This window comes from Pseudomonas baetica (genome assembly GCF_002813455.1).
Lineage (GTDB): Bacteria > Pseudomonadota > Gammaproteobacteria > Pseudomonadales > Pseudomonadaceae > Aquipseudomonas > Aquipseudomonas baetica.
This window is the reverse complement of sequence record NZ_PHHE01000001.1, coordinates 442,672-467,530: the sequence shown is the minus strand read 5'-3', so window position 1 is coordinate 467,530 and position 24,859 is coordinate 442,672. Positions and strand designations below refer to the sequence as shown.

General features: G+C 57.3%; 23 protein-coding genes. 12 read left to right on the top strand and 11 right to left on the bottom strand.

Annotated features, from left to right (window positions below; genetic code table 11):
• Positions 1-141 precede the first annotated feature (141 nt).
• The 6 genes from ATI02_RS02050 (at position 142) to ATI02_RS02025 (ending at position 7,990) form a co-directional block, all read left to right on the top strand.
• A complete protein-coding gene (locus ATI02_RS02050) occupies positions 142-729 on the top strand; it encodes a UPF0149 family protein (RefSeq protein WP_095187800.1) in 588 nt (195 codons plus the stop codon).
• Between the two features lie 10 nt (positions 730-739).
• Positions 740-1,135 (top strand): YbaN family protein, encoded by a 396-nt coding sequence (locus tag ATI02_RS02045; RefSeq protein WP_100845309.1) that lies wholly within the window; start codon positions 740-742, stop codon positions 1,133-1,135.
• A 272-nt stretch (positions 1,136-1,407) separates the two neighbouring features.
• Complete coding sequence (locus ATI02_RS02040; protein WP_100845308.1) at positions 1,408-3,357, top strand: Ig-like domain-containing protein; 1,950 nt, start codon at positions 1,408-1,410, stop codon at positions 3,355-3,357.
• A gap of 304 nt (positions 3,358-3,661) precedes the next feature.
• Entirely contained in the window at positions 3,662-5,683 is a 2,022-nt protein-coding gene (locus tag ATI02_RS02035; protein WP_100845307.1) for a hypothetical protein, read from the top strand.
• Positions 5,684-5,703: 20 nt separating this feature from the next.
• Positions 5,704-6,951, top strand: coding sequence for an IS256 family transposase (locus ATI02_RS02030; RefSeq protein WP_095191982.1), 1,248 nt, complete (start codon positions 5,704-5,706; stop codon positions 6,949-6,951).
• A gap of 619 nt (positions 6,952-7,570) precedes the next feature.
• Positions 7,571-7,990 (top strand): GNAT family N-acetyltransferase, encoded by a 420-nt coding sequence (locus ATI02_RS02025; protein ID WP_100845306.1) that lies wholly within the window; start codon positions 7,571-7,573, stop codon positions 7,988-7,990.
• A 129-nt stretch (positions 7,991-8,119) separates the two neighbouring features.
• On the opposite strand, the gene def is transcribed toward ATI02_RS02025, so the two are convergent.
• The 3 genes from def to ATI02_RS02010 all read right to left on the bottom strand — a co-directional run bounded on the left by def (position 8,120) and on the right by ATI02_RS02010 (position 9,968).
• On the bottom strand, positions 8,120-8,659 hold the full coding sequence (def, locus tag ATI02_RS02020) for a peptide deformylase (RefSeq protein ID WP_100845305.1): 540 nt from the start codon (positions 8,657-8,659) through the stop codon (positions 8,120-8,122).
• 2 nt (positions 8,660-8,661) lie between these two features.
• Positions 8,662-9,612 (bottom strand): YihY/virulence factor BrkB family protein, encoded by a 951-nt coding sequence (locus tag ATI02_RS02015; protein ID WP_095188067.1) that lies wholly within the window; start codon positions 9,610-9,612, stop codon positions 8,662-8,664.
• A gap of 164 nt (positions 9,613-9,776) precedes the next feature.
• Positions 9,777-9,968, bottom strand: a complete 192-nt coding sequence (locus ATI02_RS02010) for a CsbD family protein (protein WP_064588869.1) — start codon at positions 9,966-9,968, stop codon at positions 9,777-9,779.
• A gap of 200 nt (positions 9,969-10,168) precedes the next feature.
• Here ATI02_RS02010 and ATI02_RS02005 point away from each other — a divergent pair, with 200 nt between their 5' ends.
• Positions 10,169-10,546: a hypothetical protein gene (locus ATI02_RS02005; RefSeq protein ID WP_095188066.1), complete on the top strand. Its 378-nt coding sequence runs from the start codon at positions 10,169-10,171 to the stop codon at positions 10,544-10,546.
• A gap of 283 nt (positions 10,547-10,829) precedes the next feature.
• Here the strand turns inward: ATI02_RS02005 and ATI02_RS02000 are convergent, their stop codons facing one another.
• From ATI02_RS02000 to fadD2, 3 genes are all read right to left on the bottom strand, one after another.
• Positions 10,830-12,161: an IS4 family transposase gene (locus ATI02_RS02000; RefSeq protein WP_100845304.1), complete on the bottom strand. Its 1,332-nt coding sequence runs from the start codon at positions 12,159-12,161 to the stop codon at positions 10,830-10,832.
• A gap of 104 nt (positions 12,162-12,265) precedes the next feature.
• Positions 12,266-13,963, bottom strand: coding sequence for a long-chain-fatty-acid--CoA ligase FadD1 (gene fadD1 / locus ATI02_RS01995; protein WP_100845303.1), 1,698 nt, complete (start codon positions 13,961-13,963; stop codon positions 12,266-12,268).
• 347 nt (positions 13,964-14,310) lie between these two features.
• Positions 14,311-15,999, bottom strand: coding sequence for a long-chain-fatty-acid--CoA ligase FadD2 (fadD2, locus tag ATI02_RS01990; RefSeq protein ID WP_100845302.1), 1,689 nt, complete (start codon positions 15,997-15,999; stop codon positions 14,311-14,313).
• A gap of 239 nt (positions 16,000-16,238) precedes the next feature.
• Here fadD2 and ATI02_RS01985 point away from each other — a divergent pair, with 239 nt between their 5' ends.
• Both ATI02_RS01985 and ATI02_RS01980 read left to right on the top strand, forming a co-directional pair.
• Entirely contained in the window at positions 16,239-17,183 is a 945-nt protein-coding gene (locus ATI02_RS01985) for an alpha/beta hydrolase (protein ID WP_095188063.1), read from the top strand.
• Between the two features lie 42 nt (positions 17,184-17,225).
• Positions 17,226-17,696 (top strand): MaoC family dehydratase, encoded by a 471-nt coding sequence (locus ATI02_RS01980; protein ID WP_003227420.1) that lies wholly within the window; start codon positions 17,226-17,228, stop codon positions 17,694-17,696.
• A gap of 128 nt (positions 17,697-17,824) precedes the next feature.
• On the opposite strand, the gene ATI02_RS01975 is transcribed toward ATI02_RS01980, so the two are convergent.
• Complete coding sequence (locus ATI02_RS01975) at positions 17,825-18,292, bottom strand: ferritin-like domain-containing protein (RefSeq protein WP_095188062.1); 468 nt, start codon at positions 18,290-18,292, stop codon at positions 17,825-17,827.
• Positions 18,293-18,495: 203 nt separating this feature from the next.
• Here ATI02_RS01975 and ATI02_RS01970 point away from each other — a divergent pair, with 203 nt between their 5' ends.
• Together ATI02_RS01970 and ATI02_RS01965 are read left to right on the top strand one after the other, a co-directional pair.
• Positions 18,496-18,732: a DUF3820 family protein gene (locus tag ATI02_RS01970; protein WP_003227425.1), complete on the top strand. Its 237-nt coding sequence runs from the start codon at positions 18,496-18,498 to the stop codon at positions 18,730-18,732.
• A 30-nt stretch (positions 18,733-18,762) separates the two neighbouring features.
• A complete protein-coding gene (locus ATI02_RS01965) occupies positions 18,763-19,944 on the top strand; it encodes an aminotransferase class V-fold PLP-dependent enzyme (protein WP_100845301.1) in 1,182 nt (393 codons plus the stop codon).
• 5 nt (positions 19,945-19,949) lie between these two features.
• Here the strand turns inward: ATI02_RS01965 and ATI02_RS01960 are convergent, their stop codons facing one another.
• From ATI02_RS01960 to zwf, 4 genes are all read right to left on the bottom strand, one after another.
• Positions 19,950-20,675 (bottom strand): intradiol ring-cleavage dioxygenase, encoded by a 726-nt coding sequence (locus ATI02_RS01960; RefSeq protein ID WP_100845300.1) that lies wholly within the window; start codon positions 20,673-20,675, stop codon positions 19,950-19,952.
• Positions 20,676-20,900: 225 nt separating this feature from the next.
• On the bottom strand, positions 20,901-21,566 hold the full coding sequence (locus ATI02_RS01955) for a bifunctional 4-hydroxy-2-oxoglutarate aldolase/2-dehydro-3-deoxy-phosphogluconate aldolase (protein WP_008082815.1): 666 nt from the start codon (positions 21,564-21,566) through the stop codon (positions 20,901-20,903).
• Between the two features lie 17 nt (positions 21,567-21,583).
• Entirely contained in the window at positions 21,584-22,294 is a 711-nt protein-coding gene (gene pgl / locus ATI02_RS01950) for a 6-phosphogluconolactonase (protein ID WP_100845299.1), read from the bottom strand.
• Positions 22,281-23,747: a glucose-6-phosphate dehydrogenase gene (gene zwf, locus ATI02_RS01945; RefSeq protein ID WP_100845298.1), complete on the bottom strand. Its 1,467-nt coding sequence runs from the start codon at positions 23,745-23,747 to the stop codon at positions 22,281-22,283. Before zwf ends, pgl begins: the two co-directional genes overlap by 14 nt.
• A 226-nt stretch (positions 23,748-23,973) precedes the next feature.
• Here zwf and ATI02_RS01940 point away from each other — a divergent pair, with 226 nt between their 5' ends.
• The gene (locus tag ATI02_RS01940) at positions 23,974-24,834 is read left to right on the top strand and encodes a MurR/RpiR family transcriptional regulator (RefSeq protein ID WP_170947228.1); all 861 of its coding nucleotides are present in this window, start codon (positions 23,974-23,976) and stop codon (positions 24,832-24,834) included.
• The last annotated feature ends 25 nt before the right edge of the window (positions 24,835-24,859 follow it).

Genomic DNA, 24,859 nt, shown 5'->3' with positions numbered 1-24,859 from the left:
CGCCGCTATCGCGAGCAGGCTCGCTCCCACAAGGTTTGCAATGCTGTCCGGCAATTGCGGCAAATCTGCCATGCGGCTGGCTTGAGCGCGCAAGAAGGCCTAGAATTCCCGCATTGTTTATTCCCCCAAGGTAGCCCCGTAATGTCCTTCGCTGAGCAATTGACCCGCCTGCAAGTCTTCCTCGACGCCGACGAACTGCATGACGAGGCGCTGGACTACGTGGCCGCCCACGGTTACCTGACCGCGCTGTCGATCTGCTCGGAAGAAGTGCCCGAGCGTGAATGGATCGACGCCCTGTTCGCCGAAGAACCGCACTACAGCGGCGAAGCCCAGCGCGAAGAGATCGAAGCCACGCTGATCGGCCTCAAGGCGCACATCGCCCGTCAACTGGCGTCCGACGAAGAATTCGAGCTGCCCTGCGAACTGGATCTGGGCGAAGAGCCGGACGATTCCGAGCTGCGCGGCTGGTGCATCGGCTTCATGGAAGGCGTGTTCCTGCGTGAAGCCGCCTGGTTCGAAACCGCCGAAGAAGAAGTCAGCGAAATGCTCCTGCCGATCATGGTCGGTTCGGGCCTGTTCGACGAACAGCCAGAGTTCGAAGACATTGCCAAAGACGCCAACCTGATGGACGACATGATCGTACAGATCCCGGAAGCCCTGACCGCGCTGTACCTGTTGTGCCAGGCGCCTGACGAAAAACCGGCGATCCTCAAGCCACGTCACCACTAAGAACCGGCCTATGGACAACCCCATAGGCAACCGCCCCCTGATGTTGCGCTACATCCTGCTGGCCATCGGCTGGCTTAGCGTGGCATTGGGGGTGATCGGGATTTTCCTGCCCGTCCTGCCCACCACCCCTTTCCTACTGCTTGCGGCCGCGTGTTTCGCCCGGAGCTCGCCGCGCTTCTATCGCTGGCTGGTCGAACATCCCCGGCTTGGGCCATGGATTCGCGATTATCTCGATGGCAACGGTATTCCGCTCAAGGGCAAGGTCTACGCGATCGGGCTGATGTGGGCGAGTATTCTGTTTTCCTGCTACCTGGTGCCGTTGATGTGGGCGCGGGGGTTTATGTTGACGAGTGCGGTGCTGGTGACGGTTTATATTTTGCGGCAGAAGACCCTGCGCAAGTCTTGAGTCTCGGTAAAGCCCCTCTCTTTTTCAGGGCACGCAGTGGCAGCCAGCCTGCTCGCGAAGACTGACTCATCGCAAACCCATGCCTTCCAGACAGAAAAAACGTCCTTCATCTACCGGAGGTGAAAAATTTTGTCGTTTTAGCCCAAGGCGCAACGACCGCTTGTCTGAAATCTGCCCTCACCTGTCAGATCTGACAGTTGCCGGTGCTCTACAAACGATGTGTGATGCCTTCCTACCACCACCCACCGACCTGTTTCGGTCAGGAGAGCATCATGGAAATCAACGATTCTACGCTTGATGTGGTTTTTGATCTTTTTCCGCTTTTCGTACCCGGTTCGCTGCAGCCGATCAAACCGCCTGAACGCGCCAACGTCGGCGTCCCCAGACCGCTCTACAACGATAAGCCTGCCGGCCTGCTGTGCGTGGCTGATCCGTTGACTGAAATGCAGCTTAGCAATCAGGTCGTGGAGGCATACGATTCGGTTGACTTGCATGTCAATGGCCACCCCACGCCGGTGGACAGCACCACTATCCAGCCTGGCGACGAGCAAAAGCGCATCTCCCTGAACGTACCGCACGGGCATTTCATTCACGGCGTCAACCGCCTGCATTACCAAGTGAGGCGCCTCAGTGGCAACGTCGAAAGGTCGCGCGACCTGCTCTTGCTCTACCACCTGCGCGGACCGGTCAACCTCACCCTCGTAATCCCAGACGACGTGGTCACCAATGGCGTCAGCGCTGAACGGGCGAAGCAAGGAGTCCTATTCACGTTCACCTACAACCCCGTGCAGCCCTATGATGAGGTGCGCCTTCGGATGGGCAATGAGTTGTTCACCCTGGAGGTGAGCGACCCTCCAACCCCCGTGACCATGACGCTGTATACCGCCGACTTCGAAAAAGTGGGAGAAGGCCTGAGCGAAGTCGATTTTGTGGTGGTCGACCAGTTGGGCCACACTGCCATTTCCGCCAGCACGACATTGGATATTCACCTCACTCAGGATGAGCCGTTGCTCGCCCCCACCTTGGTCAAACCAGCGGTCAGTCCGATTGATGTACCGGCCTATCCGGAGGGTGTGACAGTGCAAATTGAACACCCGGGCGCCCTGCCTGACGACTGGGCGCAATTGGTCGAGGTCAATCCTCCGGACGGGACACCTCCATATCCGTTGGAGAAATTCGACACAAACAATCGCGTCAATACGGTGCTGACGCAGGCGTTTCTCGAAGCTCGGCAAGGTACGGAGATTTCATTTCAATGGATTCTGAATCCCAATGGCGGGCAAGCAGAAAAATCTCCCGTGCTGAAGCTGAGTATTTCGAAGATCGCCTATGTCCCTCCAACGATTGATTCGCTCAAAGGTTTGCCGAGTAATGTTGAGATCCATGACGGTACCAGTACCCCCGAAACCACATTCGTATTGGTCGGCAAGGGGCACGCCGGGAAGAACATTGAACTGCTTGACGCGAATGTGTTGAAGGCCACGATCCTCGTACCTGACTCCGGTGAATGGACTTGCACCCTGAGGGCCCAGACACTCGGCAATCACCGCTACAAGGTCAAAGCGTTGTATGGCAGCGGGGCCGAGTCGACGCAGAGGACATTGACGATCAGAAGCCCATTGTCGATCGATAGTTCGTTGATGGTGCTGGACGGTGTCAAGTTTCACCAGTCCTACGGGCTCTCAACAAGAGAAGTTCCACGCAATACGGGGATTCGGCAGGCGACCGGGGGCGTGCCTGGCATCACCTACAGATCTTCGAATCCAGCTATCGCCCATGTGAGCAATACGGGGAAAGTATCCGGATTACGTAGCGGAACAGCGAACATCATCGCAAAGGACGGCACAGGCGCTGAAGTGTCCTTTCCAGTGCGAGTGTCAAATATCTATACCCTGATCCTGGGTCCCATAACCGACAGAATGAATTTTGATCAGCTCCACTCATGGGGCGTGGCAAGAGGCGGTGTGGTATTACCCGGCGCGGTAGATGCCGGCCCGGTCATTCGGGCATTTGAAGCAAATTTTTCTAACTATCATCAGTTTTTCAGACAGGCAACCACGGGTATGGACCCACGTTACAGGGTTGTCTATCAGACGCCGACGCAACAAAGACTTGTGGCGGGACACTACATCACGCCGGGCGGTAATTTGTCTGCGATTGCTTGGGGACCTGAGGGGATAAGAGGCTTTGAGGGCCCCGCATTTACCCTGATTCCATCATGATCGGGCTGGAGAAACCCGGAGGCTGATCAGCATTCAACTGCGTGAGGAAACCGTCCCCAGTTCCCCCCTTCGCGGGCTTGCTGGCGAAAGCGGCCTCACGGCCATACATCTCTTCAGGCAGACAAACCCCGCCGCCCCGATCATCGGGACGGCGGGGTTTGCGTTTTAAAGTCAAACGCTCCTGACCGTTCGTCTTAAAAATGCCCGCACCTGTCAGATATGACAGTAGGCAGGATCTTTCCCCGGCGTTCTAATCATTTCCTGCCGGTGCCCCTCAGGCACCGCCTATGGAAGGTGAGCACGCATGAACAGTCCGATCACGAACGCCGAGTCTGTTTCAAATCAAACCGTAGTGTTTCCGCCTGATCCTGGCATCGGTGTGCTTGCCGTTCCGCCGCCCTTAGTGATCAATTACAAAGCCCAGGATGATGGCGCGCATGGGGTCAACATCGCTATGGTCTCCGGCGACCGTAGCGGGTTACTGGTATACATTTTGGCTTATCTCAATATGGCCATCGGTGACGGGATAAGAGTCTTCATCGATCAGGGCATCCCTGTCGCCGAATTCTCGGTCACCGAGGCGCATTTCAAAGCTGACGGCACCGCCAAAAACATCCCGTTCTACATTACCGCCGCAGTCATGAAGGCCAAATTTGAACCCCTGAAGAAGCAAAACAAGGCGTTCTGGGTCGAGGTCACGCGCGTGAGCGGTAATACCCCCGAAGATTCAGCGCACGCTCAATTATTCTACAAATATCCCGCGCCCGGAGAACCCGACAGCGACGCTGGCATGCCATCCAATCAGGGCCTCAAGCTGCCGGTGGCTTCGGAAAGTGTCGTCGATCAGACCGTGATCGATGAAGGCATGTTCGTCACGGTGCTGGCGTACTTCAACCAATTGATCGGCGATATCGTGGTGTTGGCCTTTGGTTCTCTGCTACTGGAGACCGAGGTCACCGAATTGGGCGATGTGATTTTTGAATTGACGCCTGAGCAACTCGCCACGCTGGCACCTACCAATAGTCTGGTAGTGCGTTATGAAGTATTCGATGTGGTGGAAAACCCCAGCGGTTGGTCGGATCCACTGATCCTCCCATTCAAACCCGGCGTGGTGTTGTTGAGCGCACCGATTTTCGAGCAGGCCGATGCCGACAACGTGATCAACTACGAAATGCTCAAAGACGCTTTCATGAATATCCTTGTCACCGGAGTCTTCGCCAAGGGAGACCAGATCGAACTGCTATTGGCAGCGTTTACCAAAAGTGGCGAGCCAGTCACTCACACCTACAGGCAGACATTCAACGTCGCCAGCAGAGCGGTGACGTTTAAGGTGGAGAATGAACGGGTTCGCAATCTGATCGGTGGTTCGGTGCGGGCGTCTTACTCACAGATCAAAACAGGCAAGACTCAGCTTTCAAAACCCGCCGACGTAACGGTTAGCGGCACCTCCCTGCCATTGGGCCCGCCGATTATCGAACCGCTGGAGGACGGTAAACTGCCAGTCGATACGCTAAGGGCTACCGTGAAAGTCGCCGATTACTGGCCTTTGAAAAAAGGTGCGAAAGTCGAACTTCGCTGGCAAACCAGTGATCAGGACAATATCGGCGTCTTGTTTATCTTCCAGTTGATCGTCACCGACCCGTTGCAACCTGTCATCTTCACCGTGGAAGCCAAATACATCGCGCCCTACGCCAATAAACCGCTGTTTCTGCAGAACACAATTACCAATCCGGGTGAGGTGGAAGTCGTTTCCCAATTGCGCGTGTTGAAGTTTGGCGAAGAAACAACCATCGACTTGTTACCGCCGTTACTCGTAGACGCCACGAGCCCGGTAGATGCGATTACTTACAGGAACGGGGTGACGCTGCGCATTCACTACCCTCGCGCACGGGCCGGGGATTTAGCGCAGCCAGTTGACGTTGATTCGCCTGCTCAACAGTTTCCATTGGCGCAGTTTGACCGTGACAACAATGCCGATATCAAGTTGAGTTCAGCATTCCTGGCAGCGAGACACGGGAGAGCGATCAGGTTCCTGTGGCGTCTGCACAGGGCTGGGGAGCAGGTCGGCGAGTCCCCCGCTGCCACGTTCACCGTATTGCCTATTTCTCCAGTCGATTCGCGTCTGCCCCAGGCGACAATTCGCGAAGCGAATGGCTCAGTCATTGACCTCAGCAGATTTACTGGCAATGCAACGTACTGGCTGGGGCCGTGGCCCTGGATTGAAGTGGGGCAACTGGTCAATGCATTTCTTTTAACTGCAACGGGGCAATCCATCGCTGTGCTGCAAAACCATTGGGGGTGTCAGAAATTTTGTGTTCGGGCATAACATGAGTAAGAGGTGCATGTATGCCAACCAAAAAGAAACCCCTGCGTGACCTACCAAAAATCCCCAAGGAGCTGCTCGAAGAGTTCGGTGAGGGGCTGATTACCGCAGAGGCTATTGAAGACGCTTCTGCGGCCTTCAAGAAGGCCTTGATTGAGCGAGCATTGAGTGCCGAGCTCGGTCACCACCTGGGGTATCCGCCGGGCGCGCAGCGCCCAGAGGATGAAACCAACCAGCGCAATGGCAAAACGGGCAAGACGATTTTGACGGGGGATGGCCCGCTGCGGCTGGAGATTCCCCGTGATCGGGATGGCAGTTTTGCCCCCATTCTGATCCCCAAGCATGAGCGGCGTTACACCGGTTTTGATGACAAGATCATCGCCATGTATGCCCGAGGCATGACCGTTCGAGAAATCCGCGCTTTCCTCTCTGAGCAATACGGGACGGACGTTTCCCATGACTTCATCAGCTCAGTCACGCACGAGGTGATGGAGGAAATTGGTGCGTGGCAACAGCGACCGCTTGAGCCGATGTACCCAGTCATTTTCTTCGATGCGCTGCGGGTCAAGATCCGAGAAGAAGGCCTTGTCCGCAACAAGGCGATTTACTTGGCGCTGGGTGTTTTACCCGATGGAACGCGCGATATTCTTGGTATCTGGATCGAAAACACCGAGGGTGCGAAGTTCTGGATGAAGGTCTTCAACGACCTCAAGACCCGCGGCGTAGAGGACGTGCTGATCGCCGTGACTGACGGTCTCAAAGGCATGCCAGAGGCGCTAAGCGCAGTATTTCCGGCAACAACGCTGCAAACATGCATCGTCCACTTGATCCGCAACAGCCTCGATTACGCGGCGTGGGACAAGCGCCGTGAGCTGGCCAAGGCGCTAAAACCGATCTATCAAGCCATCAACGCAGAAGCGGCTGAGGAAGCACTGGATGCCTTTGAAAATGGCCCTTGGGGTAAGCAATACCCAACGGTGGTGGCGGCCTGGAGACGAGCCTGGGATCGAGTGATTCCATTTTTTGTCTTCCCGCCTGCCATTCGAAAAGTGATCTATACGACCAACGCTATCGAAAGCATCAACGCTCAGCTACGCAAGATCATCAAGACCCGGGGCCACTTCCCGACGGATGACGCAGCGACCAAGCTGATCTGGCTTGGGCTGCGTAACATCACGGCAAACTGGGGCTCGGCGGCTCATGACTGGAAGAGTGCGATGAACCAATTTGCGATTCTGTACGGAGATCGATTTATCAGGCCGACCTGGTAAAACCCGGCCTGCCTGACGGCAGGCCATTACCGGCCCGCACACAAAAAATCTGACACTCTCACGTATATCTTCAGAAAACATTTCAGGTGGATATCGGCGAGCAGTATTCGCTTAGTTTCGACTATCAAGCGCCAGTCGCCGCGAGTTTTTACCTCTCCCAGAACAATACCGTTGTTTTCAGTGGGACTCTCCCCGCAAGCAGCGCTTGGCAGTCGAGAGCGTTCACTTTCTACTCAGGGACAACGCCCGCCGCATCACCTATGACTCTATTCCTTTACTTGGGGGGTTTAAGGACCGTTACGAAAATGGATAACCTGCGTCTGAGGAGAATCTAGAATAATTGCGGTGCCTTTCAACCGCATCCCACGGCCATTACGATAACTCGCAATGGCCGTTCTGCTGGTATTCAATGGCCGAAGATATCAACCTTCTTGGCTTTCTTCTCCGCACGTTTCTCAATCGCAGTCTTGGCCGGTTTCTTCTTCGCGGCTTTCTTTGAATCCATACCTTTGGACATGATGCGTACTCCACTCACAGGGGATGTGAGGTCAGGTATACACCTATCCCGAGGCGCACGTTCTTTTATAATCGCCGCTTTGCCCACCGACAGTCCGATCCCATGACCGATACCCGATACACCCTGCTCGACGCGTCTTTGTGGCCGTTGATGAACAAGTTTTACCGCAGCCATCAATCGTCGATGAAAGCCGTGCGCGAAGCGCAATTGTGGGTGGCGCGCCGTGGCGACATTGTTGCTGCGTTGTGTTTGCGGCCGGTGGCGGGTGGGCATTGGTTGACCGGGTTGTTTGTTGATCCGGTGTGTCGTGAACAGGGGATTGCTGCACAGTTGATCGCTGAGGCGCTGAAGGGTGTGACGGAGCCGGTGTGGCTGTTCTGTCATCCGGATCTGCGCGAGTTTTATGAACGGCGCGGGTTCACGTTCGACCCGGCGCTGCCGCAAGCGATGGCAGAGCGATTGAGCCGGTATGCGCGGAGCAAGCCGATGATTGCGATGGAACTGATTCCCGCTCAATTCTGATATGCAATGCAAAACCAATGTGGGAGCGAGCCTGCTCGCGAAAGCGGTGAATCAGTCACAGAATCTGTCACTGATATTGCGCATTCGCGAGCAGGCTCGCTCCCACAGGGATATGTGCTGGGTCTTAGATCAATCGTCTGCTGCTGGATCAAGATCCGGGAACATCACTTCGGTAAAACCGAACTTGCTGAAATCGCTGATGCGTGACGGATACAGCCGGCCGATCAGATGATCGCACTCGTGCTGCACCACCCGCGCGTGAAAGCCCGAGGCCACCCGCACAATCGGCTGGCCTTTGGGATCAAAACCCTCGTAGCGAATCTGCTGATAACGCTCCACTGCGCCGCGCAAACCCGGCACGGACAGGCAACCTTCAAAGCCCTCTTCCATTAACGGATTCAACGGCGTGATCAGCGGGTTGATCAGAATCGTCTGCGGCACGGCTTCGGCGTCCGGGTAACGCTCGCTGTGCTCGAAACCGAAGATCACCAGTTGCAGATCGACGCCGATCTGCGGCGCGGCCAGGCCGACGCCGCCAACGCTTTCCATGGTCTGGAACATGTCATCGATCAGTTGCCACAGCTCGGGGCTGTCGAACATCTCCGGCGGTACAGGCGGGGCAACGCGCAGCAGGCGCTCGTCGCCCATTTTCAGAATTTCACGAATCATGCTCAGGCTTCGTCAGTGTCCGGCTTGAGCGAATGATCGCGGCCCAGGCCCGAGACGTGTTGTTTGGGATGTTCGTCGAGTTCGCCGGGGACTTTTTCACCGGCATCCTTGCCCTCGCTGGACATGTGCTCGATCACCGCATTCATCTCCGCGCCGAGCAACAGCACCGCTGCGGAGATGTAGAAGTACAGCAGCAGCACGATGATCGCACCGATGCTGCCATACATCGCGTTGTAGTTGGCGAAGGTTTTCACGTAGAACGCGAACCCCAAGGACGCAATGATCCACACCACCACAGCCAACACCGAACCCGGGGTGATGAAGCGGAATTCCTGCTTGACGTCGGGCATCACGTAGTAGATCAGTGCCACGGCAACCATCATCAGAATCACGATGACCGGCCAGCGCGCGATGGTCCATAGGGTGACGATGAAATCTTCCAGCCCCACCTGCGCGGCAATCCAGCCCATCACCTGAGGCCCGAGCACCATCAGCGCTGCAGCCACCAGCAACATGCCGGCGATGCCGACGGTGTAGAAAATCGACAGCGGAAAGCGCTTCCAGATCGGGCGCCCCTCGACCACGTCGTAGGCAGCATTCATTGCACTCATCATCAAGCGCACACCGGCAGAGGCGGTGTACAAAGCGATGACGATACCCACCGAGAGCAAGCCGCCCTTGGACTGCTGCAACTGATCGATTACCGGGTTGACCTGCTCCAGCGCCTGGGGTGGCAGCACCAGTTCCGATTGCAGGCGCAGCCAGGAGAAGAAGTCCGGCAGGTGCAGGAAACCGATCAGGGCAATCAGAAACAGAATGAACGGGAACAGCGAGAACAGCATCTGGTAAGCCAGTGCCGAGGCATAAGTCGACATTTCGTCGTCGACGAATTCAGTGACCGTGCGCACCATCACCCGGTGCAGGGGCAGACCTTTCATGTCCGGAAAAATCATTCGCGTCTCCTTTCGCCGCAATACAGGTTGAAGTCGTGGCGACTCAGGGGCCGTTTTTTACATCACGTTAGCCTACTTGGCGACCATTGGTGGATGTCAGCAGGTATTTGACACAAAAACGGCCATCCTTGGATGGCCGCTTCTGCTTTTCGTTCAAGGCGCGATTACGCCTTGTCGATGGTTTTCTTCACTGCGTCTTTGGCTTTGCCGACGGCTTGCTGGGCTTCGCCTTTTTTCTCTTGAACCTTGCCTTCGGTCTGCAGCTTGGTGTTGTCGGTGGCTTTACCGACGCCTTGCTTGATGTTGCCGACCGCTTCGTTGGCCATGCCTTTTACTTTATCGCCTGTGCTACTCATGGTGTTTCTCCTTGGTGCAATTAGGGGGGAAAAGTCAGTACGTAATGATTGACCGGCCCGGTTTGCGCCAAGTTTCATTTTTTTTCAGGCGTTCATTTCGTCGCAGTGTGCAGGTTGGGCTTTATGTTTGTCGGCGTTGCCTTGAGAATGCGCTCCATATGGGCGCCACGCGCCAGATAACCGATCCCCGCAGGAATGTTATGAAACTCGATAAAAAGCAGGCCATCGCCCGTCGAAACCAGGAACTGGGCGGCGCTGTGCTCGGCTCCAACAACTGCCACTTCGCCGAACTGAACCGCAATCGCAACATCTGGTGGTTCGACCTGCCGGTGACGCGCCTGGCCGTCGGTCAATACGAGTGGATTCACCTGCTGATGCATACGCCAGCCACTGACGAATTGCTGCACTTGAAAGTGCCGACGGTGTTTCTGCGTGAAAAGCTGGAAGGCCTGGTGATTCGTAACGAGGGCAAGCGCAAGGCGGCGTTGAGCCTGGAATTGAGCGCGGACAAGGATTCGTATCTGCAGGACATGCGTCCGGCCGGCACCAACGTGAATTTCGCGCCGTTCCGTCAGTAACAGAAAAGCTTCGCGAGCAAGCCCGCTCCCACATTCATCCGCGTTCCTCCAGTTGGAATACAGTCAAATGTGGGAGCAACTGTCTTACCCCGCCATCCGCCGTCCTCCAGTTGGAATACATTCAAAATTTGGGAACAGGCTTGCTCGCGCCTACATTCATCCGCTCTCCTCCAGTTGGAATACAGTCAAATGTGGGAGCGGGCTTGCTCGCGAACGCGGTCTCACAGGCACTACAAATCGACAGCCTGCTCCAACAAAAAGCCCCGCATCTGCGTAATGCTGTTCACTTAAGCGGAGCAGCCTTACGGTCCACCGGAAACCGGGTTTTTGAAATCTTCACCGTCCTTGGCCTCGAAGGCCTTGGGCGGTGATCCAGAAACAGCCCGCCAACGCCTTTTCTAAGTTCCGCCAACCGTCTACCCGTCGCTGAAACAGGATTGGCCGCTGCCATTACGATCAACTGCACGGCGATGTACTGGCAAGCCGGCTTGAAACGGATGTCCGACGGCGCTCGACCAAACGCGACTGCTGCCTGACTTGCCTCCCGACGAATCACGTTATAGGCCAGCAACAACCCCCACACTTCCTGGTAGATCAAATCGACCTTTTTGCTGCGCAAGGTCATTGCGTTTTGCTGCATTGAGCTTTTGATATCCCTGAAGCCCAATTCGATTTCCCAGCGCTCCTGATAAAGCTTGGCAACAGACTTGGTGCTGTAGATCTTGGCCGGCAACGACGTCATGACTGTTTTTACTTTGCCTTGAATTTCATAACTGACTTCACGCGCCTCCCAGTGTGTAGGAAGAGTCGGATTTCGCTTTCTGGCTTGCGGCGACACTTTCATACGCACCAAACGATCATGCTGGTTGTAACGGGCTACCTCCTCGCAAACCAATCCCTTCTTAGCCGGACTCAGCCAATGACGGTGACTGCCGTCGCCGCTCAGGCTGAGCATGAGATCGGCGCTCCAGAACCCTTTATCGAATAGCGTCACGGAGTGGTCGGGGATCTGCTGCAAAAACTCATCGGCCAGACGCATTTCGCTGCGTCGGTAAGGGCTAAGCTGTGCATCCAGGATCAGGTGTGAACGCACATTCATCAGCGCCACCAGGCGCAGCATGGGAAAGGGAGTCTGGCGGTCGGTCGAGGTGTTTCCAGAACCGAAATGGTCTCGCAACTCCGGTGTATCCGGCGTGCGCAGAAGCGCACCATCGACTGCAAATACTTGCAGATCCTGCCAGGCATCATCGGGATAGCGCTGCGCGCCCCATTGAGTACCCGTTTTGCGAAACAACCACTCAACCGGGTCGGCCCCCAGCCGCTTGCGGGCTTCGGTTACACCGCTACGGGCCAATAGATGGTCAGAAGCCAGACCTTGGGCGCAGATGTTCAAACGTCGGGCAACCTCATGAACGGGCTCGTCGCGAAACAATGCCATGCCGAGCACCAGCCAGAGCACTTGGTCGGCAGGCAAGCGACGCCGTCGGATAGTGGCCTGGCTGGACAGATCCAGCGCAGACGCGACCCACTCGATGGGAATATTTTGAGTGAATGTGCTCAAGTCACAGAAGTTGAAAAGGTCGCCGAGGTCGAGCAAGTCCTGTTGAACAGACATAAAAAATCCGATGCCAGAGATCTGACATCGGATTTTCGAAGAAGCCCGGCGAGGATTCAAATGCTTAAGTGAACAGCATTACCGCATCTGCGGGGCTTTTTGTTTTAAGCGGCGTTCTTGGCCTTGATCTTCTTCAGCTCTTCGTCGCGCAATTCACGACGCAGGATCTTGCCGACGTTGGTGGTCGGCAGTGCATCGCGGAATTCCACCGAGCGCGGCACCTTGTAGCCGGTGACGTTGGCGCGCATATGCTCCATCACGGTTTCCTTGGTCAGCGTCACGCCCGGTTTGACGACGATGAAAATCTTGATCGCCTCGCCCGACTTCTCGTCCGGCACACCGATGGCCGCGCACTGCAACACGCCCGGCAGGGTCGCCAGCACGTCCTCCAGTTCGTTCGGGTAAACGTTGAAACCGGAGACCAGAATCATGTCCTTCTTGCGGTCAACAATGCGCATGTAGCCGTCAGGCTGGATCAGCGCGATATCACCGGTCTTCAGCCAGCCGTCGCTGTCGAGCATTTCGTCGGTGGCTTCCTGACGCTGCCAGTAACCCTTCATCACTTGCGGGCCCTTGACGCACAGTTCGCCGATTTCACCCAGCGGCTGCTCGACACCGGCATCGTCGATGACTTTGCACAGGGTCGATGGCACGGGAATGCCGATGGTGCCAATCTGGATGTTCTGAATCGGGTTGCCCGTGGCCACCGGGCTGGTTTCGGTCATGCCGTAACCTTCGCAGATGGCGCAGCCCGTCACGGCTTTCCAGCGCTCGGCCGCGGCCAGTTGCAGGGCCATGCCGCCGGAAAAGGTCACCTTCAGCGCCGAGAAATCCAGCTTGCGGAAGCCTTCGTTGTTGCACAGCGCGACGAACAGCGTGTTCAGGCCGACGAAACCACTGAACTTCCACTTCGACAGTTCCTTGACCATCGCCGGCAGGTCGCGCGGGTTGCTGATCAGGATGTTGTGATTGCCGATCAGCATCATCGCCATGCAATGAAAGGTGAACGCATAGATGTGATAAAGCGGCAGCGGCGTGATCAGGATTTCGCAACCTTCATTGAGGTTGGAGCCCATCAGCGCCTTGCACTGCAGCATGTTGGCCACGAGGTTGCGGTGGGTCAGCATCGCGCCTTTGGCAACGCCTGTGGTGCCGCCGGTGTATTGCAGCACCGCAACGTCACCGCTGTCCGGGTTGGCCTCTGCCACCGGCTGGCCCTGGCCCTTGCTCAGCACGTCATTGAACTTGACGGCTTTGGGCAGGTGATAGGCCGGCACCATCTTCTTCACATATTTGATGACGCTGTTGATCAGCAGACGCTTGATCGGCGGCAGCAGGTCGGCGACTTCGGTGACGATGATGTGTTTGACGCCGGTTTTCGGCACGACGGCTTCAGCCAGGTGCGCCATATTCGCCAGGCACACCAGCGCCTTGGCACCGGAGTCGTTGAATTGGTGTTCCATTTCCCGCGCGGTGTACAGCGGGTTAGTGTTGACCACGATCAACCCGGCGCGGATCGCACCGAAGACGGCCACCGGGTACTGCAGAACGTTGGGCAGTTGCACGGCGATTCGATCACCGGGCTGCAAATCGGTATGCTGTTGCAGATACGCGGCAAACGCACCAGACAATTCGTACAACTCACCGTAGGTGATTGTCTTGCCCAGGTTGCTGAAAGCCGGTTTGTTGGCGAAGCGTTGGCAGGATTGCTTCAACACTGCCTGAATGTTCGGATACTCGTCCGGATTGATCTCGACAGCAATTCCAGCCGGGTATTTATCCTTCCAAAAGTCTTCGATCATGGAAGCCCACTCCTCAGCAACGCGAATTCTTCACCGCATTTGATGCGATTATTATTGGTGTGTGTTTTGTATTGGTGAATCTGGCTTTACAGAGGCCGAGACGTCACAAAGCGCGCCGAGAGTAGCAGCTTTGCCGAGGGTCGACCAGAGCCAAAAGTGGCCCGAACAGTCATATTTATGACTCAAGACTTGCCAGCAGTCATTTTAGAGCAAAAATACTATATCACCCTGAAACGCCTGATTTTCCGGGCCTACAAAGCAAAAGATCGCAGCTGGCGGCAGCGCCTACATTGGAATGCGTTTCCTGTAGGCGCTGCCGCAGGCTGCGATCTTTTCGCTTCTAATCCTTAGGCGATATCGCGCAACTCGCGCCGCAGAATCTTGCCGACCGGCGTCATCGGCAACGACTCACGCAATACGATGTGCTTGGGCACTTTGTAGGCGGTGAAATTTTCTTTGCAGTAAGCCTTCAGCTCTTCAAGGCTCACGCCGCTTTCCCGCGCCACTACAAACAGCTTCACCGCCTCGCCCGAACGCTCGTCCGGCACGCCGATCACCGCGCAGTTGGCGACTTTCGGGTGGGCCATGACCACGTCTTCGATTTCGTTGGGGTACACGTTGAAACCGGAGACGATGATCATGTCCTTTTTGCGATCGACGATGCGCACAAAACCATCCGGGTCGATCACTGCGATGTCGCCGGATTTGAACCAGCCCTCGGCGTCCAGCACTTCGGCGGTGGCTTCAGGTTTTTGCCAGTAGCCCTTCATGATCTGCGGGCCTTTGATGCACAGCTCGCCACGTTCACCCAGCGGCTGCTCGACGCCATCATCATTGATGACTTTGAGCAGCGTCCCCGGCACTGGCAGACCAACCGTGCCCAGACGCGATTGATCGCCATACGGATTGGTGCAGGCCACCGGCGAGGTTTCGGTCAGGCCATAGCCTTCAGTGATACGGCAACCGGTGATCTGCTCCCAACGCTCGGCCGTGGCTTTGACCAACGCTGTGCCGCCGGAGTTGGTGAGTTTCAACGTGGAGAAATCCAGGGTCTTGAAGTCCGGGTGATCCATCAGCGCGACAAACAGGGTGTTAAGCCCCAGCAGTTCGGAAAACTTCCAGTTCTTGAGCTCCTTGATGAACCCGGCAATGTCACGCGGGTTGGTGATCAGCACGTTATGGTTGCCCGAGACCATCATGCACATGCAATTCGCGGTGAAGGCATAGATGTGGTACAGCGGCAGTGGCGCGATCATCACCTCCTGCCCTTCGCGCAACAGCGGCTGCCCATCCGGGCCCAACTGTGCAAGGCAGGCACGTACTTGCTGCATGTTCGCCACCAGATTGCCGTGGGTGAGCATTGCCCCTTTGGCCAGCCCGGTGGTGCCGCCGGTGTACTGCAACACCGCGATGTCGTCGAGGCCGACCTTCAGCGGCTTGATGCCCAGGCCCCGGCCCATGCGTAACGCGCTCTTGAAGGAGATCGCCTGGGGCAGCGAATACTCGGGCACCATTTTCTTCACTTTGCTGACCACTGTATTGACCAGCCAGCCCTTGGCGGTGGGCATCAGGTCGCCCATCTTCGCCTCGATCAGGTATTGAATATCGGTGTCGGCCAGCACTTCCTGGACTTTCTGACCGAACATGTTCAGATACACCAGCGCCCGCGCGCCGGAGTCCTTGAACTGATGGCGCATCTCTCGCGCGGTGTACAGCGGATTGGTGTTGACCACGATCAGCCCGGCGCGCAACGCACCGAACACGGCAATCGGGTAATGCAGCACGTTAGGCATCTGCACCGCGATGCGATCCCCAGGTACCAGATCGGTATGTGCTTGCAGATAACCGGCAAAGGCGGCGCTCTGGCGTTCGAGTTCGGCGTAAGTCAGGGTGACGCCCATGTTGCTGAACGCGGGGCGATCGGCGAACTTCTTGCAGGAACGCTCAAACACTTCGATCACCGACTTGAACTCACCCATGTCGATGTCCAGCGGTACGCCGGCCGGGCGTTTGTCATTCCAGAAATCAGGTTGCATTGTTCTTGTCCTCTTTACCTGAGCCGATCCGGGGCCGCGTTTCTGTCATTTCTCCTTCATGCATTGAAAGCAGAAAGCAAAAAGCGGAGCTTCACGGACACTAGCAGTTATGGCCATTGAGGCAAATATGGGCGATGTCGTCATTGATCGTGTGAATCTTCACGCCGTGGCGTGGGCTGATCGGACGACAAGCGACAGATGCGCTATACAATGCTTCGACCCATAGCAAAGGAATCGCCATGATCCACCAAACCCTATGGCTGGACGCCAGTGACCGCAGCCGCCTCTTCGTCAATCAGTGGTTGCCGGCCGCGCCGTTGAAAGCGGTGATTCTGCTGGCCCATGGCATGGCGGAACACAGCGGCCGCTACGCGCGGTTGGCCGACACGTTTTGCGACAAAGGTTACGGTGTGTACGCCCCGGATTTGCGTGGACATGGCAGAACCGCCGACAACGGTACCCTCGGGCATTTCGCCGACGACGACGGTTGGTGCAAAGTCGTCGGTGACCTGGCCAGTCTTAATCAATACATCGGCCAGCAGCATCCCGGCGTCCCCATCATCCTGCTCGGCCACAGCATGGGCAGCTACCTTGCTCAAGGTTATCTGCTGCATCACAGCGCCAGCCTGCACGGGGCGATTCTCAGTGGTTCGAACTTTCAACCGGTGGCGCTCTACGGTGCTGCGCGACAGATCGCTCGCCTGGAGAAACTGCGCCAAGGCGACAAGGGACGCAGCGCGTTGATCGAGTGGTTGTCGTTCGGCTCGTTCAACAAAAAATTCAAACCGGTGCGCACCCCGTTCGACTGGCTCAGCCGCGATCCGGTCGAAGTCGACAAATATGCCAATGACCCGCTGTGCGGTTTTCGCTGCACCAATCAACTGTGGATCGACTTGCTCGGCGGCTTGCAGCAGATCAGCAAAGCGTCCACTCTCGCCCAGATTGCCCCGGGCCTGCCGCTGCTGGTGATCGGCGGCGAATGTGATCCGGTGAGCGAAGGCAAGCGTCTGACAGATCTGGCCAATGCCTTGCGCACGGCCGGCAGCCAGAACCTGCAACTGAAGATCTACCCGCAGGCGCGGCACGAATTGTTCAACGAAACCAACCGCGACGAAGTGATCGCCGATGTGCTGACCTGGATCGACCAGGCCCTGAGCCATCCGCGCCCTCACCGCAGCGAATAATTTTTTGTGGATTCATTTAATCCGTCACAGGAATCAAGACCGATGACCCAGGTTACCAACATCCCTTACGAAGCCCTCGAAGTCGGCCAGACCGCCAGCTACAGCAAGACCGTCGAAGAGCGTGACATCCAGCTGTTTGCCGCCATGTCCGGCGACCACAACCCTGTACACCTGGACGCCGAGTTCGCTGCCGCCAGCATGTTCAAGGAGCGCATCGCCCACGGCATGTTCAGCGGTGCGCTGATCAGCGCTGCGGTGGCTTGCGAGCTGCCTGGTCCGGGTACGATCTATATCGGTCAGCAGATGAGCTTTCAAAAGCCCGTGAAAATCGGTGACACGCTGACAGTGCGTCTGGAAATTCTCGAGAAGTTGCCGAAGTTTCGCGTGCGCATTGCCACTCGTGTGTTCAATCAGCGTGATGAGTTGGTGGTGGATGGCGAGGCTGAAATTCTCGCGCCACGTAAACAGCAAACCGTGACCCTGCCGACATTGCCGGCGATCAGCATCGGCTAATCTTCAGGTACACAAAAAACAACTGTGGGAGCGGGCTTGCTCGCGAAGGGGTCGTGTCAGCAACATCATCGTTGCATGACACACCGCTTTCGCGAGCAAGCCCGCTCCCACAGTTTTTCCAGCGTGGCTTACGAGCGTGCGCGAGCCTGGTTACGCAGGGCTTTCACCTGGTCATGGTTGCGCTGTACGCCGTGGTATTGACGTTCAACCAGGTCACGAATACCCACCAGATTGTGCTTGCTGATTTTTTCGATGGCTTCACGATAAGCCTTCAGCGCATGGTCTTCACCGCGCTCGGCTTCGTTGAGCACTGCTTCTTCGTCTTTACCGGTGAACATGGCTTTGACGTCTACCCAACGGCGATGCAGGTCACCGCTGACGCTAGTGGAGGTTTCTGGATCACCGCCCAGTTTACGCACTTCCGCTTGCAGTTCAGCTGCGGCAGTAGCGCAGTCAGCAGAGCGAGTCGCGAACAGGGTTTTCAGTTCTGGATGCTTGATGTCTTCTGCACAAGTCTTGAACCCTTCCTGACCATCCTTGCTGGTTTCAATCAGGTCATTGAGTACAGAGATGGCTTCTTTATTCATGTCAGTCATTTTTCAATTCCTTGCGATCGATGGAAGATGCAAGGGATATTGCAGTGTGCGTGCCAGCTTTTTATTTTGAAATAAATCGTTATTTATCAACAAGTTAAAGATAAATGAACTATCTGTATCACGGTTATTTGCATGATCTGTCATTTGGCCTGCATGCAGAATGCCTGTATTTTCCAGTTTGATTTGAATCCAGACGAAAATCGATGAACCCTGAAAAACTCGAACTGCTGATCACCCGCGAAATGCCCTTCGGCAAATACAAAGGACGGATCATTGCCGACCTGCCGGGTCCTTATCTGAACTGGTTTGCCCGCGAAGGTTTTCCGCATGGCGAACTGGGTGGCTTGCTCGCGCTGATGCAGGAAATCGATCACAACGGCCTCTCGGATTTGCTCGAACCGCTGCGCGCCAAACATGGCAAACCCGCCCCGCGCCACTGAAGCGCCCTCCTCCTCAAGAGCAAGTCGACCATGCCCGACAACACCCGCCGTGCCCGTGATGAAGCTTTCTGGCAAACCTTCGCCGACCGCTACGACGTTCAACCCGGCCCCGTAAATCTGGAAAATGGTTACTTCGGGCGCATGTCGCGCACGGTGATCGAGGAGTATCAGCGCAACATCGAACTGATCAACACCAGCAATTCGGTGTATGTGCGTCAGCGCTTCGAACAGCACGATAGCCTCGATATTCGCGCACAGCTTGCCGAGTTGATCGGCGTACGCGCGCAGAGCGTGGCCTTCACCCGCAATGCCACCGAAGGCCTGCAGTCGTTGATCCGCAATTACAACCGCCTGCAACCGGGCGATCAGGTGCTGATCTGCGACCTCGAGTACGACACGGTCAAGGGCGCCATGCGCTGGCTGGCGCATCATCGCGGGGCGGAGGTGATCGAGATCAGCCACGCGCATCCGGCCAGTTTCGACAGCCTGCTCGATACTTATCGTGAAGCGTTCATCGGCCACCCGAAACTCAAACTGATGGCCCTGACCCACGTCACCCACCGCACCGGTCTGGTGATGCCGGTACAGGCCATCGCCGCGCTGGCCAAGGAACATGGCATCGACATCATTCTCGATGGTGCCCACGCACTGGGCCAGATCGAGTTCGACCTCGAAGCGCTGGGCATCGCGTTCGCCGGTTACAACCTGCACAAGTGGATCGGCGCACCGCTGACCCTTGGCTTCCTCTACATCTCGCCGCAGCGTCTGGCCGACATCGACCCGGACATGGGTGAAATGCACTATCCGGGCAACGACATCCGCGCACGCACCTCGTACAGCACGCCAAACATTCCGGCGCTGATGACGCTGCCGCTGGTGTTCGAGGAACACCGATCACTCGGCGGCGCCGCAGCCAAAGGCGCGCGGCTCAATTACCTGCGCAATTTGTGGGTCAGTGCTGTACGGCATCTGCCGGGCATCGAGGTGATGACCCCGGATGATCCGCGACTGTACTGCGGCATCACCTCGATGCGCTTTACGCGCCGCGATGATCAACAGGCAATGGCCGAGCGCCTGCTCAACGACTACAACCTGTTCAGCGTGGTGCGCACCGGCGCGGCGTGCGGGCCTTGCATCCGCATTACACCGGGACTGACCACTACCGCCGCTGACATGCAGTTGTTGACCCGCGCGCTCAACGAGCTGCGTTAGTCCGCTTAGACGGTGTACTTGTCGAAGTCCTCGGGTTTGATCTGCGACGACACTGCGAACGTATCGATGCCAATGGTCAGGTGGCCGAAGTAGCCGTCCTCGTGAGAGTCGCGGCCGATCGGCCAGACCGACAGAGTCGAAGCCTCGCCGGCCATGCCGGCGTAGAAGCTGTCTTCGGCGTTGTTCAACGGCAAGGACGCTCGACCACGATAGGCTTTGGCATTGAGCACCGAACGTGACACCACCTCGGGAAAATACAACTGGCCAACCCAGGCCACGTAGCGCTCTTCCAGGTATTCGCTGCCGGTAACGATGCGCACCGCCACATGAATATGCAAGGCGCGGCCCGCGTAAAACCCGGGATAGATCGTGGTGAACCGCGCGCGCCCCTTGTGATCACAGAACTGGCTGCCGCGCAGGTAAGTATCGTCGTCGGTGCGCGGGATCGAGCCGATGGCCTCGGCATCGACCTCCAGATCCGGATTGAGCCGGCTCCAGCCCGAATAAGCCCCTCTTGCATTGCAATGCCAGATATCGACCAGTGCGCCGCTCACCGGCTCGCCGGTCATGGCATCGACGATGGTCAGACGCAAGATCAGCGGCAAGCCCTCAGCGCCTTCGCTGATATTGCGCCGCAACAGTTTGGGATTACGGAAATACGGCCCGGCAATTTGCTCCGGGGCGAGTTGATACACCGGTTGCGGCGATGGTGATGCAGGATCTCGATCCATGACACGTTCCTCTCTTCCATAAGATGAACGCAGATTAGCGCCACGGAAAAAACGCCGTGCGGTAACTATGTATCGCAGCGTAACGAGACACATCTGTAGGAGCCGCCTCGTTGCACTCGACAGTTGCTACAGAGGTCTGCGTTTGTTTCGGGCAAAAAAAAACGGTGCACCGACCAAGCGCACCGTAAAGCCGTAGAACACACAACGAAGTGTCGGGTAAAGCGATCAGTCCAGCAGCGCCAGCGCCTCGGCGGTGCATTCCTGAATGCGGGCCCAGTCGCCGTTCTTGATCCACTCCGGATCAAGCATCCAGCTACCGCCCACGCACATGACGTTTTTCAGCGCCATGTAGCTTTTGATATTGGCCGGTCCGACGCCGCCGGTCGGGCAGAATTTCACTTCGCCAAACGGACCGCCGAGGGCCTTGATCGCTGCCACGCCACCGCTGACTTCAGCCGGGAACAGCTTGAAGCGGCGATAACCCAGACCGTAGCCTTCCATGATGCCCGAGGCGTTGCTGATCCCCGGCAACAGCGGAATCGGGCTGTCGACGCTGGCTTCGAGCAGGTCACGGGTGATGCCCGGAGTGACGATGAATTGCGAACCCGCCGCTTCGGCCGCTGCGAGCATGTTGCGATCAAGCACGGTGCCGGCACCGGTCATCAGTTCCGGACGCTGGTCGCGCAGGATCTGAATCGCCTTGAGGCCGAACTGCGAACGCAGCGTCACTTCCAGCGCGGTCAGGCCACCGGCGGCCAGAGCGTCGGCCAGTGGCAGCACGTCCTGTTCACGGGCGATGGTAATCACCGGCAGGATTCGCGCCTTGGCGCAGAGGCTGTCGATCAGGGCAACTTTGTCCGCCATGGAAACGGTCGGGGATGGGGTTGTCATAGCGGCTGTTCCTTGGCTCATGGGCACCAGTAAATCTCTAACGTAGGTTGCAGAAACGCGCGCACCGGCATGGCAGCGACGTCGGATGCCAGTGCGGCATTCAGGGTGGTCAGTTTCGATTGACCGGAAATCGACAGAATCTTGTGTTTGGCCGAGGCCAGCAGCGCACGGCTCATGGTCAGGCGCTGACGCGGCACACTCGGTGCCAGCATCGGCCAGCAACGGCGCGTGCCGTCGGCTTGCAGCGCTTCGGCGAGGTTAGGGCTGTCGGGGAACAGCGAAGCCGTGTGGCCGTCATCGCCCATGCCCAACACCAGCACGTCAATCGGCGGCAATTCGGCGAGCAAGCGATCAGCCTGTTCAGCAGCCTGCTCGACGTTGGCCGCCGCGCTATAGAGGCTGAGGAACTGTGCCTTGGCCGCCGGGCCTTTGAGCAGATACTGCTTGAGCAAACCGGCATTGCTGTCGGCGTGCTCGACCGGCACCCAACGCTCGTCGGCGAGGGTCACGACGACCTTCGACCAGTCCAGTTCCTGCTTGGCCAGGTGCTGGAAAAACGCCACCGGGCTGCGACCGCCAGACACCACCAGCACCGCGTTGCCGCGTGCTGCAATCGCATCAGTCAGTTGCTTGGCCACGTTCAGCGCCAGACCTTCGGCCAACAGCACCGGGCTCTTGAATTCGTGGGCATTTACGCCCGCCGGCAGTTTCACATCAGATATCGCCATACCACGACCTCCCGTCCCGCGTGATCAGTGCAATGGAGCTCATCGGCCCCCACGACCCGGCCGCATACGGCTTGGGCGCGTCACCGGATTTTTTCCACCCGGCAATCAGTTGGTCACACCACTTCCACGCGGCTTCGATTTCATCTTTACGGACAAACAGGTTCTGATTGCCGTTCATCACTTCCAGCAACAACCGCTCGTAGGCATCGGGGATCCGCGCGCTACGCCAGGTGTCGGAGAAATTCAGTTGCAGCGGGCCGCTGCGCAGTTGCATGCCTTTGTCCAGGCCCTGCTCTTTGGTCATCACGCGCAAGGAAATGCCTTCGTCCGGTTGCAGGCGGATGATCAGTTTGTTGCTGATCTGGAGGCGCTGCTCGGGGGCGAAGATGTAGTGCGACGGTTCCTTGAAGTGGATGACGATCTGCGACAGTTTCTGCGGCATGCGCTTGCCGGTACGCAAGTAGAACGGCACACCAGCCCAGCGCCAGTTGCGGATGTCGGCACGCAGGGCGACGAAGGTTTCGGTGTCGCTCTGGGTGTTGGAATTCGGTTCTTCCAGATAGCCCGGTACGGATTTGCCTTCGCTATGGCCGGCGATGTACTGGCCGCGCACAACCTGGGTGGTCAGGCCTTCCGGGCTGATCGGCGCGAGGGCCTTGAGCACTTTTACCTTTTCGTCACGGATGCTGTCGGCGGACAGGTCGGCCGGCGGGTCCATGGCAATCAGGCAGAGCAGTTGCAGCAGGTGATTCTGGATCATGTCGCGCAGCTGGCCAGCCTTGTCGAAATAACCCCAACGGCCTTCGATGCCGACCTTCTCGGCCACGGTGATTTCCACGTGGGAGATGTAATTCTGGTTCCACTGGGTTTCGAACAGGCTATTGGCGAAACGCAGGGCGATGAGGTTTTGAACGGTCTCTTTACCCAGATAGTGGTCGATGCGGTAGGTGCGGTTCTCAGGGAAGAACTGCGCCACGGCGTCATTCACTTTGCGCGAGGATTCCAGATCGGAGCCGATCGGCTTTTCCAGCACCACGCGGGTGTTTTCCGCCAGACCGACTTTCGCCAGGTTCTCGCAGATCGCGCCGTACACCGCCGCCGGGGTGGCGAAGTAGGCAATCATGCGTTGCGTGTTGCCGGCCAGTTCGGCCAGCGCGACATAATCTTCAGCCTTGAGGAAGTCGACGTGCAGGTAAGTCAGGCGCGCCAGGAAGCGTTCGGCAACAGCCTCGTCCAACTCTTTACCGACGTAGCGACGCAGCTCAGCGGCGATGAATGCCAGGTGCTGCTGCTCGGTACCGTCTTCACGGGCCAACGCGATGATGCGCGTGTCCTCGTGCAGCAGGTCGGCGCCATCAAGGTGATAAAGGGCAGGAAACAACTTGCGCAGGGCCAGATCGCCCAGAGCGCCGAACAAGGCAAAGGTGCACGGTTCAACCGTAATCGAAGGCATGATGTTTGTTCTTTTATCAAGTTAAGCTACAAATACCTTTTTTCAAGGCATCACTCAAGGGAAAATGTAGTAATAACCACAACATTTTCGCAAAATACAGATTCCGTGTGGTGGTCGGTCGGAGCCATCAGTAGGATAGGCCACCGTTACGGGCCATATCAAAGGCCCAATTTGCATAGCCCGGCGCACCTTTGCGCAGGTGAATTAGGAATTCCATATGGACCGCGTGCGAAATTTACTGGAACAGATCCAGAGTCGCCTTGAAGACCTGAACAAGGCCGAACGCAAAGTCGCCGAGGTGATCCTGCTCAACCCGCAGCAGGCCACCCGCTTCAGCATCGCCGCCCTCGCCCAGGCAGCAAAGGTGAGCGAACCGACGGTCAACCGTTTCTGCCGTTCGTTCGGCGTCAGCGGTTACCCCGAGCTCAAGCTGCAACTGGCCCAGAGCCTGGCCAGTGGTGCGGCGTATGTCAGCCGCGCGGTCGAGGCCGACGACAATCCCGAGGCGTACACGCAAAAGATTTTCGGCAGCGCCATCGCGTCCTTGGACAGCGCTTGCCAGGCGCTGGACCCGAATCTGGTCAGCCGCGCCGTCGACCTGTTGATTCAGGCCCGTCAGATCCACTTCTTCGGCCTCGGCGCTTCGGCACCGGTGGCGCTGGATGCGCAGCACAAGTTCTTCCGTTTCAACCTGGCGGTGACGGCGCATGCCGATGTGCTGATGCAGCGGATGATTGCTTCAGTGGCGCACACCGGCGAGTTGTTCGTGATCATTTCCTACACCGGCCGCACCCGTGAGCTGGTGGAAGTGGCGCGTATCGCTCGCGAGAACGGTGCTTCGGTGCTGGGGCTGACGGCGGAGAATTCGCCACTGGCCAAGGCCAGTACGTTGAGCCTGAATATTCCGCTGCCGGAAGACACCGACATTTATATGCCGATGACCTCGCGGATCATTCAGTTGACCGTGCTGGATGTGCTGGCGACGGGGATGACGCTACGTCGCGGGGTGGATTTCCAGCCGCATCTGCGCAAGATCAAAGAGAGCTTGAATGCGAGCCGGTATCCGGTGGGGGACGAGTTCAACTGATCCGCGATCTCGGCTGACTGATCCG

Excerpts from the sequence above, each read along its gene's own strand:
- ATI02_RS02035 (WP_100845307.1), top strand. The coding sequence starts at position 3,662 with ATGAACAGTCCGATCACGAACGCCGAGTCTGTTTCAAATCAAACCGTA.
- ATI02_RS02000 (WP_100845304.1), bottom strand. The coding sequence starts at position 12,161 with ATGTCTGTTCAACAGGACTTGCTCGACCTCGGCGACCTTTTCAACTTC.
- ATI02_RS02015 (WP_095188067.1), bottom strand. The coding sequence starts at position 9,612 with ATGATTTTTCCGGACATGAAAGGTCTGCCCCTGCACCGGGTGATGGTG.
- zwf (WP_100845298.1), bottom strand. The coding sequence starts at position 23,747 with ATGCCTTCGATTACGGTTGAACCGTGCACCTTTGCCTTGTTCGGCGCT.
- ATI02_RS02005 (WP_095188066.1), top strand. The coding sequence starts at position 10,169 with ATGAAACTCGATAAAAAGCAGGCCATCGCCCGTCGAAACCAGGAACTG.
- ATI02_RS01965 (WP_100845301.1), top strand. The coding sequence starts at position 18,763 with ATGCCCGACAACACCCGCCGTGCCCGTGATGAAGCTTTCTGGCAAACC.
- ATI02_RS02030 (WP_095191982.1), top strand. The coding sequence starts at position 5,704 with ATGCCAACCAAAAAGAAACCCCTGCGTGACCTACCAAAAATCCCCAAG.
- fadD2 (WP_100845302.1), bottom strand. The coding sequence starts at position 15,999 with ATGCAACCTGATTTCTGGAATGACAAACGCCCGGCCGGCGTACCGCTG.
- def (WP_100845305.1), bottom strand. The coding sequence starts at position 8,659 with ATGATTCGTGAAATTCTGAAAATGGGCGACGAGCGCCTGCTGCGCGTT.
- fadD1 (WP_100845303.1), bottom strand. The coding sequence starts at position 13,963 with ATGATCGAAGACTTTTGGAAGGATAAATACCCGGCTGGAATTGCTGTC.
- ATI02_RS01975 (WP_095188062.1), bottom strand. The coding sequence starts at position 18,292 with ATGACTGACATGAATAAAGAAGCCATCTCTGTACTCAATGACCTGATT.
- ATI02_RS01970 (WP_003227425.1), top strand. The coding sequence starts at position 18,496 with ATGAACCCTGAAAAACTCGAACTGCTGATCACCCGCGAAATGCCCTTC.
- ATI02_RS02040 (WP_100845308.1), top strand. The coding sequence starts at position 1,408 with ATGGAAATCAACGATTCTACGCTTGATGTGGTTTTTGATCTTTTTCCG.
- ATI02_RS02025 (WP_100845306.1), top strand. The coding sequence starts at position 7,571 with ATGACCGATACCCGATACACCCTGCTCGACGCGTCTTTGTGGCCGTTG.
- ATI02_RS02050 (WP_095187800.1), top strand. The coding sequence starts at position 142 with ATGTCCTTCGCTGAGCAATTGACCCGCCTGCAAGTCTTCCTCGACGCC.
- ATI02_RS02045 (WP_100845309.1), top strand. The coding sequence starts at position 740 with ATGGACAACCCCATAGGCAACCGCCCCCTGATGTTGCGCTACATCCTG.
- pgl (WP_100845299.1), bottom strand. The coding sequence starts at position 22,294 with ATGGCGATATCTGATGTGAAACTGCCGGCGGGCGTAAATGCCCACGAA.
- ATI02_RS01980 (WP_003227420.1), top strand. The coding sequence starts at position 17,226 with ATGACCCAGGTTACCAACATCCCTTACGAAGCCCTCGAAGTCGGCCAG.
- ATI02_RS01985 (WP_095188063.1), top strand. The coding sequence starts at position 16,239 with ATGATCCACCAAACCCTATGGCTGGACGCCAGTGACCGCAGCCGCCTC.
- ATI02_RS02010 (WP_064588869.1), bottom strand. The coding sequence starts at position 9,968 with ATGAGTAGCACAGGCGATAAAGTAAAAGGCATGGCCAACGAAGCGGTC.
- ATI02_RS01955 (WP_008082815.1), bottom strand. The coding sequence starts at position 21,566 with ATGACAACCCCATCCCCGACCGTTTCCATGGCGGACAAAGTTGCCCTG.
- ATI02_RS01960 (WP_100845300.1), bottom strand. The coding sequence starts at position 20,675 with ATGGATCGAGATCCTGCATCACCATCGCCGCAACCGGTGTATCAACTC.